General features: G+C 71.4%; 15 protein-coding genes. 9 read left to right on the top strand and 6 right to left on the bottom strand.

Features of this window, described 5'->3' with window-relative positions; translation table 11 throughout:
* The first annotated feature begins 26 nt into the window (after positions 1 to 26).
* A complete protein-coding gene (locus WMF39_RS36950; RefSeq protein WP_437741173.1) occupies positions 27 to 182 on the top strand; it encodes a hypothetical protein in 156 nt (51 codons plus the stop codon).
* Positions 170 to 670, top strand: coding sequence for a hypothetical protein (locus tag WMF39_RS36945; RefSeq protein WP_437741172.1), 501 nt, complete (start codon positions 170 to 172; stop codon positions 668 to 670). Before WMF39_RS36950 ends, WMF39_RS36945 begins: the two co-directional genes overlap by 13 nt.
* A 20-nt stretch (positions 671 to 690) precedes the next feature.
* Here WMF39_RS36945 and WMF39_RS36940 read toward each other — a convergent pair whose 3' ends face one another.
* The 4 genes from WMF39_RS36940 to WMF39_RS36925 all read right to left on the bottom strand — a co-directional run bounded on the left by WMF39_RS36940 (position 691) and on the right by WMF39_RS36925 (position 4,239).
* Complete coding sequence (locus tag WMF39_RS36940) at positions 691 to 1,845, bottom strand: hypothetical protein (RefSeq protein ID WP_437741171.1); 1,155 nt, start codon at positions 1,843 to 1,845, stop codon at positions 691 to 693.
* The gene (locus WMF39_RS36935) at positions 1,845 to 2,519 is read right to left on the bottom strand and encodes a hypothetical protein (RefSeq protein ID WP_437741170.1); all 675 of its coding nucleotides are present in this window, start codon (positions 2,517 to 2,519) and stop codon (positions 1,845 to 1,847) included. The genes WMF39_RS36940 and WMF39_RS36935 overlap by 1 nt, the downstream gene beginning before the upstream one ends.
* A gap of 78 nt (positions 2,520 to 2,597) precedes the next feature.
* On the bottom strand, positions 2,598 to 3,170 hold the full coding sequence (locus WMF39_RS36930) for a hypothetical protein (RefSeq protein ID WP_437741169.1): 573 nt from the start codon (positions 3,168 to 3,170) through the stop codon (positions 2,598 to 2,600).
* Positions 3,145 to 4,239, bottom strand: a complete 1,095-nt coding sequence (locus tag WMF39_RS36925) for a hypothetical protein (protein ID WP_437741168.1) — start codon at positions 4,237 to 4,239, stop codon at positions 3,145 to 3,147. Before WMF39_RS36925 ends, WMF39_RS36930 begins: the two co-directional genes overlap by 26 nt.
* A gap of 1,022 nt (positions 4,240 to 5,261) precedes the next feature.
* Between WMF39_RS36925 and WMF39_RS36920 the strand changes: the two genes are divergently transcribed.
* From WMF39_RS36920 to WMF39_RS36895, 6 genes are all read left to right on the top strand, one after another.
* Positions 5,262 to 6,392: a hypothetical protein gene (locus WMF39_RS36920; RefSeq protein ID WP_437741167.1), complete on the top strand. Its 1,131-nt coding sequence runs from the start codon at positions 5,262 to 5,264 to the stop codon at positions 6,390 to 6,392.
* Between the two features lie 116 nt (positions 6,393 to 6,508).
* Positions 6,509 to 7,108 carry a hypothetical protein gene (locus WMF39_RS36915; protein WP_437741166.1) on the top strand — a complete coding sequence of 200 codons (600 nt, stop codon included), beginning with the start codon at positions 6,509 to 6,511 and terminating at the stop codon, positions 7,106 to 7,108.
* A gap of 171 nt (positions 7,109 to 7,279) precedes the next feature.
* A complete protein-coding gene (locus WMF39_RS36910; RefSeq protein ID WP_437741165.1) occupies positions 7,280 to 10,027 on the top strand; it encodes an ATP-binding protein in 2,748 nt (915 codons plus the stop codon).
* Positions 10,028 to 10,167: 140 nt separating this feature from the next.
* Positions 10,168 to 11,844, top strand: coding sequence for a hypothetical protein (locus WMF39_RS36905; protein ID WP_437741164.1), 1,677 nt, complete (start codon positions 10,168 to 10,170; stop codon positions 11,842 to 11,844).
* 142 nt (positions 11,845 to 11,986) lie between these two features.
* Positions 11,987 to 13,774, top strand: a complete 1,788-nt coding sequence (locus WMF39_RS36900) for a hypothetical protein (RefSeq protein ID WP_437741163.1) — start codon at positions 11,987 to 11,989, stop codon at positions 13,772 to 13,774.
* Positions 13,775 to 14,280: 506 nt separating this feature from the next.
* On the top strand, positions 14,281 to 15,897 hold the full coding sequence (locus tag WMF39_RS36895) for a hypothetical protein (protein WP_437741162.1): 1,617 nt from the start codon (positions 14,281 to 14,283) through the stop codon (positions 15,895 to 15,897).
* A 201-nt stretch (positions 15,898 to 16,098) separates the two neighbouring features.
* Here WMF39_RS36895 and WMF39_RS36890 read toward each other — a convergent pair whose 3' ends face one another.
* Positions 16,099 to 17,697, bottom strand: a complete 1,599-nt coding sequence (locus tag WMF39_RS36890; protein ID WP_437741161.1) for an ATP-dependent DNA ligase — start codon at positions 17,695 to 17,697, stop codon at positions 16,099 to 16,101.
* 772 nt (positions 17,698 to 18,469) lie between these two features.
* Here WMF39_RS36890 and WMF39_RS36885 point away from each other — a divergent pair.
* Entirely contained in the window at positions 18,470 to 19,507 is a 1,038-nt protein-coding gene (locus WMF39_RS36885) for a D-alanine--D-alanine ligase (RefSeq protein ID WP_437741160.1), read from the top strand.
* 84 nt (positions 19,508 to 19,591) lie between these two features.
* Here the strand turns inward: WMF39_RS36885 and WMF39_RS36880 are convergent, their stop codons facing one another.
* Positions 19,592 to 19,930 carry a hypothetical protein gene (locus WMF39_RS36880; protein WP_437741159.1) on the bottom strand — a complete coding sequence of 113 codons (339 nt, stop codon included), beginning with the start codon at positions 19,928 to 19,930 and terminating at the stop codon, positions 19,592 to 19,594.
* Positions 19,931 to 20,209: the final 279 nt, after the last annotated feature.

The following is a 20,209-nucleotide window of genomic DNA, read 5'->3' as shown; positions in this document are numbered from 1 at the left end:
ATATCCCTGCGGGGTATACCCTTTGCGTGATCCCGAGCTTGGTGGACGATCTCTGCTGGGAGGGGTACGAGGACAGCACGACGTATGTTGAAGAGAATGGAGAAGAGCACGTGATGTGCTGCACGCCCGCGGGTGACCCGCCGACGGTGATCCCTCAAAGCTACGGTGCATGCACGACATGAGCGAGCCGATGGCAAATGCGATAGCACGCGTGTTCTCATCTCTGTTCTGGGCTGCCGTGTGCGTCTCGTGGGGCGGATGCATCGCCCATCCCGAGATCTCGGGCAAGGCGACCGTCACGCGGGATGGAGAAGAACTGGCGATCGACACCGGCGGCAACGGAACCAGGGTCGTGGATGCAAGCGGCGAAGTCGCAGGCGGGTGCATCGTACCCAATCAGGGGAAGCTTGGCGTAGCGGTGCAGAAGGAGGGCGCTGCTTTCTCGTTCTTCGATATGATGGACGAGGCCGGCTGGCCCTATGCGTCCGTGACGATCGAAGGAGCGCGGTACCAGGGCGCATGCGAGATCATCATCCAGGAGCAGCCAACCGACCCGTACGAGGCCGATGTATCGGCGGGGCCGTGTGATCTCGTCCGGCTCTTCGACGGTGCCAAGGTGCGCCTCGAGACGGCGGTCTTTCACGTCTCGGACTGCAGCGGAGCCGACTAGCCGGGCGGGCTGTCCTGGGGCTATCGCGCCTTCTCCGGCGGCGCATCGTCGGCCAGCACCTTGGCTCGCGCCGCGCGGACCGCCGCGAGCCAGTGCGCCTGCTCGGGATCGCTGTCCCACGGCGGGGCCTCCCGGTAGAACGCGTCCCAGTACTCGCGCGCTGCCGCTTCAGCCGTCTCGATCTCGCTCTCGCCGTCGGGCGCGTCATCGACGCGGTCCGCGAAGGCACGCCAGGGTTCCGAGGCGTGGCGGCTCAGATTCGGCCACGGCCGGCCGGGCGCCCCGTTGAAAACCCCACCGCTGCTGTGAAGGTAGCCCTCGTAGGCGCTCTGAGCGATGGCGTCGCGCCGGCGACGGTAGACATGCCTCGTGCAACAATCGCGAACCGCTTGGGCCCATTCGCGGTCCTCCTCCGGCACGTCGTTCCGCCATGCGCTCGCATAGAGATCGCGCAATTCCTGCTGGCGTGTCAGCCACCCCTGTCGATCGCCGGGTACTGGCGGAGCCTGGAGGGCCTGGTCGCGCTCGGCACGGAGGGCTCGCTCGCGCGCGGCGCTCGGTCCGGGGTACTCCGGCAGCCCAGCGCCCCAGTACCACGGTGGTTCCAGCATCGGAGGGATGGGCATCTTCATGGATCTTGGCGTTCCGCGGAGCCCGAGCTGAAAACCCCTCTGAAAGGCGCGGAGTGCCATGGGCCGGTGCTGCTCGGCCGTGTCGTCAGAAGAAAGGGTCCGCCAGAGGTAGGTACGGTGGAGGCGCGAGGCTGCCCCGGCCGCGGCCTGTTCACTGTCGCCGGTAGGCGCTTCCTCGAAAGCCTCAGCGAAGGCGACGAACGCGCTCTCGACGGCGGCGAGCACCATCGGCCACGGCGGGGTGAACCGCCCGGGGGCGCGGCCAGCGCCGCTCAGGGGCGGGCATGGACTTGCCGTTTGGTCGATGGTGCTCGGACGCGGCTCATGGAGCCACTTTCCGAATCTCTCGCGGTGGGCCGCCGCCCATGCGCGGTCCCCTTCCGGCAGGTCGTCGTGCCACACTTCGGCGTACAGAACACCCAAATCCTCAAAACTCGACTTCCATTCCTCGGGCTCCTTGGTCGAGAACAGCCCATGTCCGATGGTCGCCTCGCGCACGACGCGAGGTACGAACGCCTTCGTCTCCCCCATCGAAAGATTCATCAGTAATCTCCCGGTTGGCCGCCCGTGGGGTTGGTGGGCTCGCCGCCTGTAGGATCGGTGGGACTCGGGGGACATCCCCATCCCGGTCCGGCGCCCAGCGGGCAGAGGAGCGGGACGATCCGAGGAGGAACGACCCACCCAGGGGGGGGGCCGGGCAGGCTGATCATGGCATCGATGATGTCGTCCGCTCCGATCTCGTCGGGGTCGATCAGCTCAGACGGTACTTTCTCCGGCTCGTAGCGGAAATCCCACACGAACCGGCAATCAATGCTCGCGCCGCCAGGTATTGGTCGGCTGTTTTCGAGATCGGTTTTTCTGAGCTGGCGCTCCAGCGATGCCCATTCGTCCTTGCACATGATGTAGGTCACGGCAAAAGGCCGATGGATGAGACACTCGAGCATGTCGGCAACAGTGTACGTCGGCTCCTGGTCGGACCATTGGCTCCATTGTCCTCCGGCCTGGTAACGGCACTGTAGCTTGCCCATTTGGTCGTTCTCGTCCTTATGCTCGAGCCATCTCATCGCCTTTACGTTCATGACCATCTTCTTCATGAGCGACATTTCGGCCGGCGGCAGAGTCGCGATCCGGCCTCTCAGCTCATCGCGGTCGCTGGGATCCAGGATCGAGCAGCCGCAGGTGAGCAGAACGAGCAGGGCGCAGAGACGATGTCTCATTCGGTTTCCCTCCAAAGCCGATGGACCGGCGTTCACATGGCGGCAAGTTGCTGTCAAGCGGGTCGAAGCGGGTCATGCCTACCAGAAGATCCGACCTGCCGCTGCCGGCTCCACGCTGACACCAGACCACGCGAGCGTGTTGATGAAGCGGACACCGCACGTCGCCACGACCGCCACGTGCTGCGTCGACAGATAGGCTGCGCCGGCCTCCATGGCCGGGAAGAATCCAAGATAACGCAGGCACAACCCCCACGCGTTGCACACAGGGATGCGCCCGAAGTCGAGGCGCGCCGCGAGCTCGAACGACAGGGGCGCACGGAACGGCATGCCCCGGATGGCCGCCGTGGGGCCGGTCAGCACGCCGAGCCAGCGCGCGTCGCCGCCCAGACCGAAGAGGCCCACGTCGGCGCCGATGCCGATGTCCACGGCGTTGCGGACGGGCCATCGGCGCAAGCCGGTGACCGACGGCATGATGCCGCCCGTTGCGCGCGTGGCACGCGACCCCAACACGACGTAGGTCGCCTTGACGTCGATCTCCCAGCGCGGCGGCGCGCTGTCTTCCGCCCGCGCGACCGCGGGCAGGAGCGACAGCGCGACGAGCCCGGCGCGCGACCCCGTCCGAGCGCTACCTGCCCATCGCCGGCGGACCATCGTCGGCCTGCGCCTTCCTTCGAGCGGCGCGGACCGCCGCAAGCCAGTGCGCCCGGTCGGGGTTGCTGTCCCACGGTGGGGCGTCCCGGTAGAGCGCATCCCAGTATTCCCATACTGCTGTCTCGGCCGTCGCCTGCTCGCTCTCGCCCTCGGGCGCGTCCTCGACACGGTCCACGAGAGAGTACCAGGGTTCCTTGGCGAAGGCGTCCACGCTACGCCACGGTCCAGCAGGCCCGCTGCCGAAGCGTCCATCGCTGCTCTGGAGATAACCTTCATAGGCGTTCTGCGCCAGGGCATTTCTCCGGCGTTGATTCACCCACAGCATGCAGTTTTCTCGGTACAACGCTGCCCAGAGGCGGTCCTCCTCCGGCACGTCATTTCGCCATGCGCTCGCATACAGCGCTCGCAGCTCCTGCTCGCGTGCCGCAAGCTCCTTCGGATCGTCCGGAACCGGCAGCGCCCTGATGGCCCGCTCGCGTGCGGCGCTCGGACCGGGAAGCGCAGGCGCCGCAATATCCCAGATCGCGGGAGGCTCCAGCATCGGGTGGATGGGCTTCGTCAGCGTCCTCGGTCTTCCGCGGCGTCCGATCCGAAAACCCCTCCGGAAGGCGCGGAGCGCGTCGACTCGGTGCTCCTGGGCCGTGTCGTCGGATGTCAGCGTCTGCCAGAGATAGCTCCTGTGGAGTCGCGACGTCGAATCCTCCGCCGCACGCTCGCTCGCGCCGGGGCGCATCTGTTTGGCGGCCTCGATCATGGCAAAACACGCGCTTTTGACGGCCTCCAGCAGCATGGGCCAGGGTGGCGCGGGCTCTCCGCCGAAGCGGCCATGGCGGTTCTGGAGATCCGCTGCATTCGCCTTGTGGCCGATGTCAGCGTGTCCGGGATCGTCAATCCACCTGCTGAATTTCTTGCGATACGGCTCCGCCCATGGGCGGTCTTCCTCGGGCAGGCCATCGTCCCATGCCTCTGCGCACAGCTGGCCGAGATTCTCGAGGTGCCATTTCCAGAGATCGGGGCTCTTGGTCGTGAACAGGCCGTATCCGTAGCCTGCCTCCTGCACTGCGAGCATTCCAGCGTGCTTCGCCAGCCACCTCATGGCCGATCTCCCGGCTGTCCGCCCGTCGGGTCCGTGGGCCGTCCGCCTGTCGGGTCCGTGGGCGTTGGCGGGCATCTCCAGCCTGATCCAGCGCCGAGCGGGCAGAGGAGAGGGACGAGCCGAGGAAAGGCCCATGCAGGATGCGGCGCGGGTAGCGCGATCGAGGCATTGATGATGTCGTCCATGTCGAACGCGTCGGGGTCCGTCAGCTCGGCCGGCACCTTGATACCGCCTGCAGTGGCACTGCCGCGATCTGGTCTCTCCGCCCATCGCGATCGCTGGGATCCACAATGGAGCAGCCGCGAGCAAACACGACGAGCAGAACGCCGCGCCGATGGTTCATCGGTTTCCCCTCCCTGAGTCACCGATCCACGTACCCGCAGACGGTGGCCGACCTTACCAGCGGTCGCCGCCGCCGGTCAAGCCGCGACGGACCGCCTGGAGGACGGTGACCCGCGCCCAAGCGCCGCCGCTGGCGGGGCTTCGCGCTCGAGCAAGTGGCAGTGACGGCGCCGGTGAACCTGCCGAGCATCCGTTTCTCCTGGCCGAGGAGCGTCCCGAACCGCCCTTCACCAGCAGCGCAGAGTTGCACCGTTCTTTCGAGCGCGGCTCCGCGAACACTCGCGTCACCCGGCCTTGGCTGAAAAGGCACGAGCTCGGCGCCGTCCACCGCGGAGCTCCGGCTCCCTCCGCGGACCTCGACGCGCAGGTCCTCCGATCCTACACGGACGACAGCCTTCCGGCCTCAGGCGATATCGTCCCAGGCGTAAGCGTCGGGTTTGGGGCGGTGGCGCCGCTCTGGCACGGGGGTGAAGCGCGGTCCTCTCTCGCACCCGTGCGAGCTCGCTCGAGACCAGCGATGCCCGCAGGTACGCATCGGGAAGGCGCGGCGCGGGGACTGGACGCGCGCATGGCTTGATGCTCACCGCCTGTCCATGGAATCCTGCGCGCGAGCAACCCACCGACCCGACGGGCGGTGAGCCAGGGGATTATCCATGAAGCTCAAAACGTCGCGCGTGTGGTACCTCATGCGGCGCATCGAGGTCGAGGCGGGCACGGCGAGTCACCTATTTTCGCCCCAGGATGCCTTGGGTCGGAACATGGACCTCGAGACCCTGGGCAGGCTGTGCGCCGAAGCATGGCACGACGACCTGCCCGAGGCGGACCGCGCATGGGCCGAGGCGCATCGCGAGAAATTCGGGAGGTGGGTCGACGATTCGCGGCCCGAGGCCATCCGCCCGAGCGTGGATGCGGGCTCTCCCGAGAGCCTCACGGGCAGGTTCGACAAGGAGCCCGCTCCGCCGTGGCCGATGCTGCTCGAAGCCGTCAAGAGCGCGTTTTTTGCGTTCGTCGTGGACTTCGGGCAGACGGTCGCGGGCGAGGGCGCGACGGGCGATCCGACAGCGCGCCTCCACCGGACGTCCATCTGGCGGGCGCTGGCGGTCGACGACGCCCCCGAGGTGGACCGGCCCTCGGCGCTCCGCGCCTTTCGGAGGGGGGTTCGGCGCGGGCGCCGCGGGCTCCCGAGATCCATGACGAGGCCCATCGCCCCGAGGCTGGAGCCTGCGCGGTTCTGGCCGGTGAATACGCTGCTCCATCTCCCTGGGCCGAGCGCGGCGCGCAACCGAGCCCTCTGGGACGCGTCGAGTCACTGCACGGATACCAAGGAGTACCGGGCGCTCCAGCAGGAACTGCGCGACCTCTATGCGAGCGCCTGGCGAGACGACGTGCCGGAGGAGGACCGCGAATGGGCCGAGTCCTACCGCCACTCCTGCATGACCGAGGTCAACCGTCGCCGGCGAGACGCCGTGGCCCAGAGCGCGTACGAGGGCTTTCTCCAGAGCAGCGACGGGCTCTTCGACGGAGAGCCCGCAAGGCCGTGGCCGAACCTGAGAGGCTACGACTCGGACCCATGGCGTGCTCTCGTGGATGCCGTCGAGGACGCGCCCGAAGGCGAGAGCGAGCTCGCGACCGCCGAGGCGGCAGCGCGCGAATTCTGGGACTCGCTCTACCGGGAAGCCCCGCCGTGGGACAGCGACCCGGCCAAGGTGCACTGGCTCGCGGCGGTCCGAGCCGCGCGACGAAAGGGGCTGTCCGGCGATGTTCCGCCGGACGGGGGGGCGTAGCGCTCACGGACTCCCATTTGCTTATGGCACGGAACTGCCGCTCCCTCCGCCCCGGGTCTCGACTAAAATAAGACCCCATGCGCTTTTTTCATCGCTCCGGTGGGATCGTTTTCTCCATGAAGAGCGCTCGCGCGCTCGCGCGCGCCGCCGGGGTGCTCGGCGCCGTGCTCTGCGCGGGGTGCGCGGCAGACCCGGAGGCCCCGCCGCCCGAGATCTCGGTCGGCACGGTCGACGGCACGGACGCCGTGCTCGCCCTCGTGCGCGGCGAGGGCACGGTCACGCTCTACGTCTGCGGCGGCGTGAGCAGCTACGCGATCATGACCCGGTGGTTCGAGGGAGCCGAGGACCCGAGCGGCGCGTTCTCGCTCGAGAGCGACGGGTGGATGGCCACCGCCGATCCGGGCGGCGAGTCCGGCCGGCTGCGCACGCCGGAGGGCGCGGAGCTCGCCTTTCGCGCGCGCCCCGCGGCGCTCGACCGCATCGAGGGCCTCTACGCGGCGGTCGACGGCGGCTGCCGCACCGGCGCCGTCGTCTTCACGCCCGACGACACCGACGCGCCCGCGCTCCAGGGCACCTGGTGCGGCGCCGGCGATCTCTATGCCCAGGTGACGCCGATCCGCCCGCTGTCGGTGCTCGATCGGCGCGGGATCGAGGTGCAGGTCGAGCTCAGCGGCGCACGGAAGAAGCTGCTCGTGACCCCGCTCGTGCGACCCTGAGCGCCCGCCGCATCTCCGCCGTCCCGCCCTATCTCCGCCGTCGCGCCGCATCTCCGCCGCCCCACCGCGCCCGTCCCACCGCGCCCGTCCCACCGCGCCCGTCCCGCCGCAGCCCCGCCGTCCGCCCGCTCCGGCGTTGAATCCAGCCCCCGTCCGATCGAAGGTCGGCGCATGGCGGACGCAGCTCGGCCGCGGAGGCGGCACCTTGCCCTGCCCGCGTCGCGCTTCATCGGCCGGGACGGCGAGCTCGTCGCGATCGCCGAGCTGCTCCGGCGCGGCGAACGGCTCGTCACCCTCTGGGGCCCGGCCGGCATGGGCAAGACACGCCTCGCCCTGGAGCTCGCCAGCCGGTGGGCCGAGGCGCAGGCCGGCGAGGCCGTGTGGCTCTGCGAGCTCACCGCCTGCCGCGACCTGCGCGCCGTCTGCGGCGCGGTCGCGCGCGCGATCGGGGCGCAGGTCGCGGCAGGGCGCCGGGAAGCGACGCTCGTCGAGCGGATCGGCCGCGCCCTCGCGACCGAGGGGCCGGCGCTGCTCGTGCTCGACAACCTGGAGCACGTGCTCGAGCAGGCCGCGCCGGCCCTCGACGCGTGGGTGCGCGCGGCGCCCGAGCTCCGCTTCCTCGCGACGTCGCGCGAGCGCACCCGCCTGGCAGGGGAGATCAGCTACGAGCTCGGCCCTCTCGGCCTCCCCGCGGAGGGCTCGACCGAGCGCAGCGCGGCCGTGGCGCTCTTCCTCGATCGCGCCGCGGCCCACCGCGCTGCCGCGCCGCCGCCGCCGCCCGGCGACGAGCACCTCGCCGACATCGCCGCGCTGGTGCGGCGGCTCGAGGGCATCCCGCTCGCGATCGAGCTCGCGGCGGCGCGCGAGGGCGTGCTCGGCGTGCGCGGCCTGCTCGCGCGGCTGGGGAGCCGGCTCGATCTGCTGGCGGGCGCGGCGCGCGGCAGGGAGGCGCGGCAGGCGACGCTGCGCAGCGCGATCGAGTGGTCGTGGGACCTCCTCGACGACCGCGAGCGACGGGCGCTCGCCTGCTGCTCCGCCTTCCACGGGCCGTTCACGCTCGCGGCGGCCGCCGCCGTCCTCGCGGAGCCCGATGCCGCCGCGATCGATCGGATCGAGGCGCTGCGCGACAAATCGCTGCTCCGCGCGGCGCCCCCGAGGAGCGACGGGGCGACGCGCTTCGCGCTCTACGAGGTGGTGCGAGAGCTCGCCGCCGAGAAGCTCGCCGAGCGCGGGGAGCGCGAGGCCGCGATCGAGCGGCACGCGGCGTTCTACCTGGCCGCCGGCGAGGCGGCGGCCGCGGACTTCGAGCGGCGCGGCGCGCTCGACGCGCTCAACCGCATCGCCGGCGATCTGGAGGAGCTGCTCGCCGTCGCCGAGGGCGCGCTCGCCCTGGCGACAGCGCCTCGCGCCGGCGCCGAGGCGGCGGCCGAGCGCGCGCTGCGGGCGCTCTGCGCCATCGAGCCCGTGCTCAGCACCCGCGGGCCGTTCGGGGCGCAGCTCGAGCTGCTCGACCGCGCGCTCGCGGCGGCCGAGGCGCTCGCGGCCGATCCGCGCGTCGTGGCCCGCGCGCTCGCGGCGCGGGGGCGCGCGCGGCGGCTCCGAGGGCAGGCGGAGGCCGCGCTCGAGGACCTCGAGCGCGCCCGCGCGCAGGCGGCGGCGCTCGGCGCAGAGGCGCTCCTCTCGGGGATCCTCGCGGACCTCGGCGTGCTCCACCACGGCCGGCGCGACATGGAGCGCGCGCGCGACCACTACGCGCAGGCGCTCGCGCTCCACCGCGCCCTCGGCGACCGCCGCGCCGAGGGGCGGGTGCTCGGCAACCTCGGCGCGCTCCACCACGACGAGCGCCGCGAGGGCGAGGCCGCCGCTTACTACGAGCAGGCGATCGCGATGGCGGCGGAGATCGGCGACGGCCGGATGGAGGGCATCTTCTCGACGAACGCCGGCCTGCTCGAGCAGGAGCGCGGGGCGCCCGCGCAGGCGCGGCGGCGCTACGAGCGCGCCGCCGCGATCCTCGGCGAGGTGGGCGATCTCCGGCTGCTCGCGATCACGCTCGGCAACCTCGGCGCGCTCCACCACGAGGAGGGGCGCCTCGCCGATGCGCGCGCGTGCCACGGCCGCGCGGTGGGGCTGCTCCGCGAGGTCGGGGACCGCCGCTCCGAGGGGATCGCCCTCTGCCGCCTCGGGGCGGCGCTCGCGTCGGTCGGCGAGGTGGAGGAGGCGCGGCGCGCGATCGAGCCCGCGGAGCGGCTGCTCGCGCAGCTCGGGGACGAGCCCGACGTGGAGCTCGCGCGGGTGGCGTCCGGCTTCGTCGACCTCGCGCTCGCCCAGGCGGCGCGCCGCGCGGGGCGGGGGGAGGAGGCGGCGGCGCACGCGGGCGAGGCGCGGCGCAGGATCGCGCGCGCCCGGGAGGGATCGCCGTCGAGCGCGAGCCGATCCGACGACGTGCGGCTGCTGCTCCGGATCCTGGAGCGCAGCCTGGCGGCGCTCGGCGGCCCGCCCGAGGCGCGGGCGGAGGGCGAGCTCCTCCTGACCGAGGGGGCGCGCTTCGTCCGCCCGCCGGGCGGCGGCTGGCACGACCTGCGCGAGCGCCACGCGGCGCGGCGCCTGCTGCACGCGCTGGCCGAGCAGCAGCGGTCTGCGCCCGGCCGAGGGCTCTCCCTGGCCGCGCTGAAGGAGGCGGGGTGGCCCGGCGAGCGGATCTTGCCGGACGCGGCGGCGAACCGGATCTACGTGGCGATGAACCAGCTGCGGAAGCTCGGGATGAAGCCGTGGCTCCGGAGAGACGCAGAGGGGTACTCGCTGGATCCGGCGCTGCCGGTCCACTACGTCGCGGTGGAGCCGGCCGCGGGGGGAGGGGAGGATTCGCGCACGGGGGAGACGGACGAGGGGGACGGCGGGGGCGGGGGGAAGCGGCGGTAGGGGGCTGCTCGCCAGCCGCCTGCGGAATGGCTGGGAGAGCGAGGGCGGGGGCGCCGCGGGAGGGCGCGCGAGTCGGTTTAAGAGGGGATTAAGGGGTGGTCCTGCGGCGGGGACCTAGCCTGTGAGGCGGAGGTCACGCCATGCGCATCATTGCTTCTGCTCTGCTGATCCTTGTCCCTGCCATTCCCCTCGCCGGATGCAGTGAGCCCGAGCCGGCCGCCGCATCGAGCAGCGCTACCAGCGCGGGATCAGGAGGTTTCGGCGGCGATGGAGTGGGGGCCGGCAGCACGGGTGAGGGCGGTGGCCCCGGTTGGGGCGGCAGCACGGGTGAGGGCGGCGGCCCCGGTTGGGGCGGCAGCACGGGTGAGGGCGGCGGCCCAGGTGAGGGCGGCGGCCCAGGTGAGGGCGGCGGCCCAGGTGAGGGCGGCGGCCCAGGTGAGGGCGGCGGCCCAGGTGAGGGCGGCAGCACGGGTGAGGGCGGCGCCCCGGACGGCGGCTGGGGATCGCTGCCAGCAGACGCCTGGTATCGGCAGATCTCGAGCCCCGATGGCGAGTGGGCCATGGCCCTCGCGATCGATAGCGAAGCAAACGTCGTCCTGGCTGGCAGCTCGATGGGAACGGCCGACTTCGGCGCGGGCGCCACGCCGCTCGTCGGCTTCGAGGACCCCTTCGTCGCCACGTATGCAGACGACGGCGCCCTGCGCTGGGTCCGGCGCTTCCGCGGCTACCAGGCGATGGTCACGGGGGTCGCCGTCGACCGAAACGACGGCATCGCCGTCGTCGGCCACTACGCGGAGGGTCCTCTCGAAGCCGGTGACCTCGTCCTGGAAGCGCCGGATGTAGACGACCCGGAGGTCGCGGGGGTCCCCTCGTCCGACATCTTCGTCCTCGCGCTCGATCGGGACGGCAGCCCGCGCTGGATGCACCGCCTGGGCGGCGGCGGCATCGACCAGGGAGGCCGCGTGACCGTCGGTCCCGGAAACGACGTCTTCGTGGCCGCCCAGTCCGCGGGCCGCCTCACCCTCGCCAGGTTCTCCGCCGACGGGACGACCCGCTTCACGACGGACGTGGGACACCTGTCTGGACTCGCCCCGTTGTGGGCCCCGATCGGCGGGCTGGCCGTGGACCTCCACGGCGACATCTTCGTCGCCGGCGACTTCACCGGCGACGCCGACCTCGGCGGGGGCGCCACCCTCGGGCTGAAAGGCAATCAGGCCTGGGTGGCGAAGTACTCTGGGGAGGACGGCGCCCACCTCTGGTCGAGGCACTTCGGCAAACCCAGGGACCTGGGTTCTAGCGGCGGCGATATGGCGAAGGCGCTGATCGTAGACGAGCACGGCGACGTGCTGGTCGCCGGTCAGTTCGCGCAGGGCGTCGACCTCGGCGAGGGATCCATCGACGATGTCTTACGCGGCGCGTTCGTCATGAAGCTCGCCGGCGAGGACGGCGCGATCCGGTGGGCAAGGGCGTTCCCGACGTTCGGGGTCCGCTCGGCAAGCCTCTCGTTCGCGCCCGACGGCCGGGTCGCGCTCATCGTCGCCTCGTTCGGCGCGCCCCCCGACCTCGGCGGCGGCGCGTTGGACGAGCTGGGAACCTACGCCGCCACCTACGAGCCAGACACCGGCGCGCTCGTCGCGCAGCGGCGGCTCGTCTCGCTCGGCAGCGAGAACACGGAGGCTGTCGACCCCGTCTTCGTGCTCGACGCGAAAGGACACCTGTCGATGGTGGCGAACTTCTACCGCGAGCTACAGACCGGCTTCGGCACCCTGAAGAGCAAAGGCTGGACCGACATCCTCCTCGCGCACCTGCCGCTCTGAGACGGACGGCTCTCCCCGAGCGTCATCGTCCATCTCCGCCTCCTCTCGTCCGGCCGCGGCAGGGAGCGCGCGAGTCGGTTTAAGAGGGGATTAAGGGGCGGTCCTCGGGCGGCGACCTAGCCTGTTCGGCGGAGGTCACGCCATGCGCATCATCGCTTCTGCTCTGTTGATCCTTGTCCCTACCATCCCCCTCGCCGGATGCGGTGAGAGCCGTGTGCCCGAGCCGGCCGCCGCATCGAGCAGCGCTAGCAGCGCGGGATCCGGAGGATCCGGCGGCGACGGCGTGGCGGGCGGAGGCGCCGGGGGCGCTGGCCCCGGCGAGGGCGGCGGAGGCGCCGGGGGCACTGGCCCCGGCGGGGGCGCCGGATACGGCGGGGGCGCCGAGGGTGGCGGGGGCGCTGGCCCCGGCTGGGGCGCCGAGGGCGGCGGAGGCGCTGGCCCCGGCGAGGGCGGTGGAGGTGCTGGTCCCGGCGAGGGAGGCGGAGGCGCTGGCCCCGGCTGGGGCGCCGATGGCGGTGGCGGCGCCGATGGCGGCGAGGGAGGCGGAGGCGCTGGCCCCGGCTGGGGCGCCGATGGCGGTGGCGGCGCCGATGGCGGCGAGGGCGCCGGGGGATCGCTGCCAGCGGGGGCCTGGTACCGGCAAATCATTGGACCCCGTAGTCTGTCTGCCGCGGCCCTCGCGCTCGATGGCGGGGCAAACGTCGTCCTGGCTGGCAGCGCCCTGGGAGGGGTCGACTTCGGCGCGGGCCCCACGCCGCTCATCGGGTTCAAGGACCTCTTCGTCGTCAAGTATGCAGACGACGGCGCCCTGCGCTGGGCCCGGCGCTTCGGCGGCAAGCTGATGACGGCCACGGGGGTCGCGATCGACGGAAACGACGGCATCGCCGTCGTCGGCGACTACTCGGGAGGTCCGTTCGACGCCGGAGACTTCGGCCAGGAAGATCCGGAACCACACGACCCGGACGTCGCCTCATCCGGCATGTTCGTCCTCGCGCTCGATCGGGACGGCGCCACGCGCTGGGTGCATCGCCCGGGCGACAGCGGCTCCTCCCACGGAGGCTTCGTGGCCGTCGGTCCCGAAAACGCCGTCGTCGTCGCCGCCGAATCCGAAAACCGCCTCACCCTCGTCAAGCTCGCCGCCGACGGGACGACCCGCTTCGCCACGGACGCGGGAAACCTGCATCACGCCGCCAAGATTGTGGTCCCGCCCCCGATCGGCGGGGTGGCCGTGGACGTCCGCGGCGATATCCTCGTCGCAGGGACTTACTCCGACGACGATATCACCGGCGGGACTTCTGACGGGGTGACGGGCGGTCTGGTCTGGGTGGCGAAGTACTCGGGGAAGGACGGCGCCCACCTCTGGTTGAGGCGCGTCAGTGCATCCCAGGACATCGGGTCGGGCAGCGGCAACCTGGCGCAGGCGCTGAGCGTGGACGAGCACGGCGACGTTCTGATCGCCGGCCAGCTCGCACAGGGCGCCGCCCCCGGCGGGCGCCCGCCGAGCCACGGCACGGCCGGCGCCTTCCTCACGAAGCTCGCCGGCGAGGACGGCGCGATCCGGTGGGCGAAGGCGTTTCCGGCTCCGGCCAACGAGGTCGGCTCGACCAGCCTCTCGTTCGCGCCCGACGGCCGGCTCGCGCTCATCGCCTCGTTCAGCGCGCCCACCGATCTCGGCGGCGGCTCGCTGGACGAGCCGGGAACCTACGTCGCCACCTACGAGCCAGGCACCGGGGCGTTCGTCGCGCGGCGGCGGCTCGTCGAGCTCGGCACAATGGACGCGTCCTTCGGCCGCGCCGCCTCCGCGCTCGACGCGAAAGGAGACTTGTCGATCGTGAGTAACTTCAACAACAGCGACGCCCCACAGACCGCCTTCGGCACCCACAAGGCCCTAGGCTTGAACAGCATCCTCCTCGTGCGCCTGCCGCTCTGAGACGGACAGCTCGCCCCGAGCCTCATCCATCCCCCGCCCCCTCCTCTCCTCCGGCCCCCGTCGCCCGCCGCTCCCGGTCTGAAGTGTTACCAGGGCTCCGCTCATACACTGCGCGGCCCCGCCGCCCCTCCTGTGCCGCCTCAGCGCCCTCCTCAACGCTTCCCCCTCGTGCGCCTGCCTCCGTGGGATCCATGGTGCGCCTTCGCGACGGGAGCACCGCGATCTCCCCTCTGGCCAGAGAGCCCAGGGGGGACCGATACTTGTCGATCATCCGCCCTTCTGTCCGGAGGGGCGCATACCCCGACAAGGAGGCAATGTTTCCGAACTCGACGGAGACATCGGCCCATCCCCCACCCCTCCCCGCGAACACCCTCTCCGCGGGCCTGCGAAATGGATGAGAGAGCAAGGGCGATGGCGCCGCGCGAAGGAGCGCGCGAATCGCTTTAAGATGGGATTAAGGGGCGATCCTCGGGCGGGGACGTAGCCTGCTGCGCGGAGGTCACGCCATGCGCATTATCGCTTCTGTCCTGTTGATCCTTGCCCCTGCCATCATCCTCGCCGGATGCGGTGAGAGCCGTGAGGCCGATCCGGCCGTCAATTCGAGCGGCGCTTATGGCGCTGGATCGGGAGGATCCGGCGGTGACGGCGTGGGGGGTTGGGGCGGCGGCCCGGGGCAGGGCGGCGGTCCAGGGCAGGGCGGTGGTCCAGGGCAGGGCGGCGGTCCAGGGCAGGGCGGTGGTCCAGGGCAGGGCGGCGGTCCAGGGCAGGGCGGCGGTCCAGGGCAGGGCGGCGGTCCAGGGCAGGGCGGCGGCTCGGATGGCGGCGGTGGAGGAGAGCCGTCCGGCGAGCCGGTGGATTGCGCGAACCTACCCCACTTCGCGGCCGGCAAGCAGCCGGTGGTGTTCCTCCACGTGGCGCCCGGCGGGACGGACGCCGCGGGGTGCGGGACGGAGGAGGCACCGTGCTCGACCCTCGCCGCGGCCGTGAGCGCGGCGACTCCGGGGACGGCGGTGCGGATCCACGCCGGCACGTACGAGCCCGAGCAGATCAGCGACGTCGCCGGCACCGCCGAGGCGCCGATCTGGATCGGCGGTGCACCGGGGGAGGAGCGGCCGGTATTCGTCGGTGGGGACCCGGTCCTGCACTTCTCGCGGCTGCGCCACGTGGTGATGCACGACCTCGAGATCACCCAGACCTTGCCCACCAGAGATGTCCCCGCGCTCATCGTCGATGACGGCGAGGCATACGCCGATCCGACAGCGACGCAATTCGTCGCTGTCGAGCGCGTGTCCGTACGCGGCATCTACACGTATTCCGCCAAGGCTGTGCGCTTGGCCGGACTCCACGACTTCTGGCTGCTGGACAGCGAGTTCATGGACCTGGACAAGACTGAAGGGCTCGAGATCATGGGTTCGCACCGCGGCGTGGTCGCCGGCAATGCGCTCGGCAAGGGCGTCGTGATCGGGGGCGGCAGCTCGGACGTCGAGATCCGCAACAATCGCATCTTCGATATCGTCGGGGCCTACGGGGTCCGGCTCGGCACGATCGTGTCGCCCGAGGCGTTTCGCCCGCCGGTCGCGCCGGGGGCCGACATCATCGAGGTGCAGGACGTACGCGTGCTCGGAAACCTGATCGTGGCGCCCGGCGTGGCGGTCTCTTTCAACGGCTGTGTGGGGTGCCTGGTCGCCAACAACACCATCGTGTTCCCGAACCACAGCCTGCTGTCGTACTTTCCCGGGTCGGGAGGCGTGGGCGGAAACCCCAGGGTTCGGGCGACGGCGGACAATCGCTTCGTCAACAACATCACGTACTATCGCCGCAGCGACGTCGGGGCGACGGAGTATTATCCCCCGTCGTTCCCGACGCTGGCGACGAATTCATTGCACACGAACCTGTGGTACGCGGCCGACGATCCGGAGGCGTCGAGTCCGGTCGGGTTGCCGCTCACGGACGACGGCTCGATGGCAGGGATCGATCCGGGGTTCGTCGACGTCGCCGGTGGGGATTATCACCTCAAGCCGGACAGCCCCGCCGTGAGCAGCGGGACGCCGCTCGCGGCGCTGTCGACCGATCTCGACGGAGCTTGCTTCGACGACCCGCCCTCGCGCGGCGCGCTTCAATAGCAGCAAGGGCGAACCTCGCCCGCAGACGATCGAGAGCCCCCGGAAACGACGGGAGGCGCGGTTCCCGGGAGGCGCCGGGTACTGACGCGACAGGACACCTGATGACCGTGATGAGCCTCACCGAGGCACAGAAGAGTGAGGGCTGGCTCGGCTTCCTCCTCGCGCGCCTGCCGCTCTGAGACGGACGGCTCGCCCCGAGCGTCATCCGTCCCCCAACTCCTCTCCTCCACCCTCCGCCTGCCCCTTCTCGGCCGCCTCGCGCGCGAGCGCACCCGCATGGAGCGCCCGCACCTCATCCATCGTGCTGACCTCCCCTGCAGCCTTGTCAGGCCGGTACCTCTTCACCCGCGCAGACCGCAGCGCGACCCCCCCGGGGTACCGCGGACTCGCCTGCACGCCGTCAAAGGCGACCTCGACGACGACCACCGGCCGCACGTACACCGTGTCTGCGTCGCGGCCGATCTCGAGCTCCAGCAGCCGCTGCGTCTGCCGCGCGAGCACCTCGTCGGTCATGCCCTTGAACGTCTTGCCGAGCAGGACGAAGCCTCCCGCGCCGGGATCGCGCGCCCCGAGGTGCAGGTTGCTGAGCAGCCCCCGGCGCCGGCCGGTTCCCCAGTCGGCCGCGAGCACCACCAGGTCGAGGGTGCGCGCCCGCTTCACCTTGAGCCATGAGCCGCGGCGCCGCCCCGCCTCGTAGGGCGCGGCGAGCGACTTGGCGATCACGCCCTCATGGCCGCGGGCGAGCGCGTCGGCGAAGAACGCCTCGGCCTCGGCCGCCGTCGGCAGCTCGATGCGCGGGACACGCAGCGACCGGTCGAGCACCTGCCGGAGCGCGGCCGTGCGCTCGCTGCCGGGCCGGTCGAGCAGATCCTCGCCGTCGAGGTGCAGCACGTCGAAGAACAGGGCGCGCAGCGGCAGCTCGGCGCGCAGCGCGGCCGCGTCGTGCGCGCGGCCGAAGCGGCGCATCGTGACCTGGAACGGGTGCAGCGCGCCGTCCGGGCGAAAGGCGAGCGCCTCGCCGTCGAGCACGACCGAGCGGACCGGGAGCGCCCGGACGATCTCGACAATCTCGGGGACCGCCTTCGTGACCGGGCCGAGGCCGCGGCTGAAGACGCGCACCTCGTCGCCGGCTTTGTGCGCCTGCACGCGCACGCCGTCGAGCTTCCACTCCAGCGCCATCGCGCGGAGCTCGCTCAGCGCCGTCGCGACGTCATCGGCCGACTGCGCCAGCATCGGCTGCACGGGGCGGAGCAGCTGCAGCGAGAAGCGCTGGAGGCCGAGCGCCCCCTCGAGGAGCGCGGCCTTGGCCACGTCCGCCGCGTCGCCGGCGAGCATCACCGCGCGCCGCAGCGAGGCCGGCGGCACCCGCGCCGCGCGCGCCACCGCGTCGACCATGACCGGCTCGAGCCTCTCCTGGCGGAGCTCGCCGGCGAGGAGCCGCGCGAAGAAGTCGCGCTCGAGATCGGTGGCGCGCGCGAACAGCCCCGCCAGCGCCGCGCGGCGCTCCCCCCCGGCCGCCGGCCCCGAGGCGCGCGCGATCTCCGTGAAGACCGCGTCGGCGTCCCCCAGGGTGAGCGCAGGCTGGGCGACAGAAGGAGAGGCCCGGCGGGCCTCTGCGAACACCGAAGGCCCGAGGCCGAGCCGCCCCTGGCGCACCCGACCGGTGAGCCAGTCGACGCCGATCTGTACCTCCGCGGGCGAGAGGCGGCGCAGGAGCGCGGCGAGCGCGCCGATCTTCTCGACACGGCGAGAGAGCGCGGCGACACGCTCGGAGGTGGCGACAAGGTCGGAAACGAGCACGCGGGCAACCCTACCCTGGCACCTCGAGAGCTCACGCTCGACGGGTCTTTTGACGAGGCCGCTGCAGGGTGTCCTCCGCAACCGAGCCGGGGAACTCCGCAGGATCGAACCTGGCCCATGGGCGCCAAGTGTTCTCCGCATGGGCCGAGAGAGCCTACCAAAGGGTGTGAGGCCGCGGAGCAGAAAAGCGCTCTCCCGCGCCGGAATGAGGGTCACTTCCGCTTGCAACCACTTGCGGGGAGGGGCGAAGAATTATCATGTCATCTGCAGGCGAGTGCCTCGCTCGGCCGCCGCCGGCGCCGCGAGCAGGCGAGAGCGCGATCGCCTTTCAGAGGATCTCGTGTGCCGGATCTCGGGTGCTGCGCGCCATCGATTCGCGAGGTGCGAAGCGCCCGACGCGCCTGCACCACCCCGCACGGGAGGGCGCGCGGAGCTGCCCCGCCGTGGCCGCAGACTCCCGAATACGCCGCGAGATGGCCCCAGCTGCGCCCGTCTCCCTCGACGGCGCGATCGCTCCGTTTAGTTGACCTCCGCCGCGGGCCTTGATACCGGGTTGGCGGTCGGCACGCCGTGGGCAGGTGAACACGGCGGGCGGGCGCGGTTTTCCTCAACCACAGCTCAGGAATAGCGCCCTCCGCTGACAAGGCCGCGGATTTTGGCCTTGGGAGCAGCTGGCTTGGTTTTTGCGCAGCACCTCTCCGGCAGCTGGACTGTACTGGAAGGAGCTGACGTGGTGTTGGTGTCCGCACGGGAAGGCGACGGAGGTTCTTCGATGGTGGAACGGCAAGTCCGGAAGCGGGTGGGCGTCGTGATGGGCGGCTCGTCGGGTGAGCGCGACGTGTCCCTGCGCTCGGGAGCGGCCGTCGCCGAGGCGCTCGAGGCCCGCGGGCACGATGTCGTGCGGATCACACTCGGGGACAGGTTCGGCGCGGAGCTCTGCGCGACGCTGCAGCGCGCGCGGCTCGACGCGGCGTTCCTGGCACTGCACGGACGTCTCGGTGAGGACGGGTGTGTGCAAGGCGTCCTGGAGCTCGCCCAGGTTCCGTACACGGGGTCGAGCGTGCTCGCGAGCGCCCTCGCGATGGACAAGCTGAAGGCCAAGGAGATGTTCCGGCTGCACAACGTGCCGACGCCTCCCTACTACACTGTGGGCGCGAATCAGGACCTCGAGGAGCTCGATGCCGTCCATGGCTCGTTCGGGTTCCCCGTCATCGTCAAGCCGCGCGGCGAGGGGTCGAGCCTCGGCGTGACCAAGGTCGGATCGCTCGAGGAGCTGAAGTCGGCGCTCGCGCTGGCGTTCGAGTTCGACGACGCCGCCATCGTGGAGCGGTTCGTGGCGGGGACCGAGGTCAACGTGGGGATCCTGGACGGGAAGGTCCTTGGTGCGATCGAGATCGTCCCGAAGAAGGGGCTCTATGACTACGAGGCCAAGTACACGCCGGGCATGACCGAGTACCACATGCCGGCGCGCCTCCCGCCGACCCGCTACCGCGGCGTCCTGAACCTGGCGGAGCGGGCGGCCCAGGCGCTCGGGTGCACGGGCGCGGTGCGGGTGGATCTGCTCGTGACCGGCGGAGAGAACGAGTACGTGCTCGAGGTGAACACGCTGCCGGGCATGACCCAGACAAGCCTCCTGCCGAAGATCGCGGAGGCCGCAGGCTACGAGTTCGGCGACCTGTGCGAGGCCATCCTGGCGAGCGCCAGGCTGCACCAGCCGGTGCGGCGCCGCGCGCCCGCCGCCTCGGAGCTGCGGCTCGGCGAGCGGGGACAGGCCGAGAAGCGGCTGCGCCTCGTGAAGTCGGCGATCTGAAGCGAAGGCGAGCGCGGCTCCGGGGCCCCTGCCGGAGCCGGGGCGCGGCCAGCAAATCCAGGCGTAACCCGAACAGTCAAGCGCTCAAGGCACCCGCTTCATCGTGATGAAGTCGGTCGCCATGCCCTCGACGATGGGCTTGAGCTTGAACACGTCGCCTTCACAGCGGTACTCGAAGAGGGTCCCGGGGCGGTCCATGCCAGAAAAGGCGTTGGTCGCGGGCACGGGCATGTCGCGGCCGCCGAGCGTGGCCTTGGTCTCGACGCGCAGTCCGCTCATGTCGGCGCGCGTCGTCTTCCAGCGGCCAGGGCCCGCGGGCTCGTATTCCGCGGACGCAGGCGCGCTCGCGGACTCGGAGCGGTCACAGGCTGCGAGCGCAGCGATCGACACCAAGGTGAACGGGAGCAGGTGCGGACGTGCCATGCGCCGAGGGTACGCGCCCAGGCGCGCAGTTGCACGCATCCTCCCCGGCGGGGCGTGTCGCCCTCGATGCAGACCCCGAGCCCGTCGCAGAGGGGGCCTCGGCAAGCGGACATCATCCTGCGTGGACCGAGCGTCTGGGAAGAGCTTACGCCTCGAGATCGCCCGGTCAGAGCCCCTGCGACACTTCCACACGATGCCTGAGCGGCATCGCCGGACCGCAGCGCTGCACATCTCAGCGGACGGTTGACGCGCGAGGGGACCGTGCCATCTCATGAAGGG

Source organism: Sorangium sp. So ce1504 (assembly GCF_051521635.1).
Classification (GTDB): Bacteria; Myxococcota_A; Polyangia; order Polyangiales; family Polyangiaceae; genus Sorangium; species Sorangium cellulosum_B.
Note: the sequence above shows the minus strand (reverse complement) of the source record. Positions and strands in the feature narration are given on the sequence as shown.

Bases quoted from the DNA above. Each gene is read 5' to 3' on its own strand.
- WMF39_RS36925 (WP_437741168.1), bottom strand. From the start codon at position 4,239: ATGCTCGCAGTGCAGGAGGCAGGCTACGGATACGGCCTGTTCACGACC.
- WMF39_RS36940 (WP_437741171.1), bottom strand. From the start codon at position 1,845: ATGAATCTTTCGATGGGGGAGACGAAGGCGTTCGTACCTCGCGTCGTG.
- WMF39_RS36930 (WP_437741169.1), bottom strand. From the start codon at position 3,170: ATGGTCCGCCGGCGATGGGCAGGTAGCGCTCGGACGGGGTCGCGCGCC.
- WMF39_RS36885 (WP_437741160.1), top strand. From the start codon at position 18,470: ATGGTGGAACGGCAAGTCCGGAAGCGGGTGGGCGTCGTGATGGGCGGC.
- WMF39_RS36920 (WP_437741167.1), top strand. From the start codon at position 5,262: ATGAAGCTCAAAACGTCGCGCGTGTGGTACCTCATGCGGCGCATCGAG.
- WMF39_RS36915 (WP_437741166.1), top strand. From the start codon at position 6,509: ATGAAGAGCGCTCGCGCGCTCGCGCGCGCCGCCGGGGTGCTCGGCGCC.
- WMF39_RS36910 (WP_437741165.1), top strand. From the start codon at position 7,280: ATGGCGGACGCAGCTCGGCCGCGGAGGCGGCACCTTGCCCTGCCCGCG.
- WMF39_RS36905 (WP_437741164.1), top strand. From the start codon at position 10,168: ATGCGCATCATTGCTTCTGCTCTGCTGATCCTTGTCCCTGCCATTCCC.
- WMF39_RS36880 (WP_437741159.1), bottom strand. From the start codon at position 19,930: ATGGCACGTCCGCACCTGCTCCCGTTCACCTTGGTGTCGATCGCTGCG.
- WMF39_RS36900 (WP_437741163.1), top strand. From the start codon at position 11,987: ATGCGCATCATCGCTTCTGCTCTGTTGATCCTTGTCCCTACCATCCCC.
- WMF39_RS36945 (WP_437741172.1), top strand. From the start codon at position 170: ATGCACGACATGAGCGAGCCGATGGCAAATGCGATAGCACGCGTGTTC.
- WMF39_RS36935 (WP_437741170.1), bottom strand. From the start codon at position 2,519: ATGAGACATCGTCTCTGCGCCCTGCTCGTTCTGCTCACCTGCGGCTGC.
- WMF39_RS36895 (WP_437741162.1), top strand. From the start codon at position 14,281: ATGCGCATTATCGCTTCTGTCCTGTTGATCCTTGCCCCTGCCATCATC.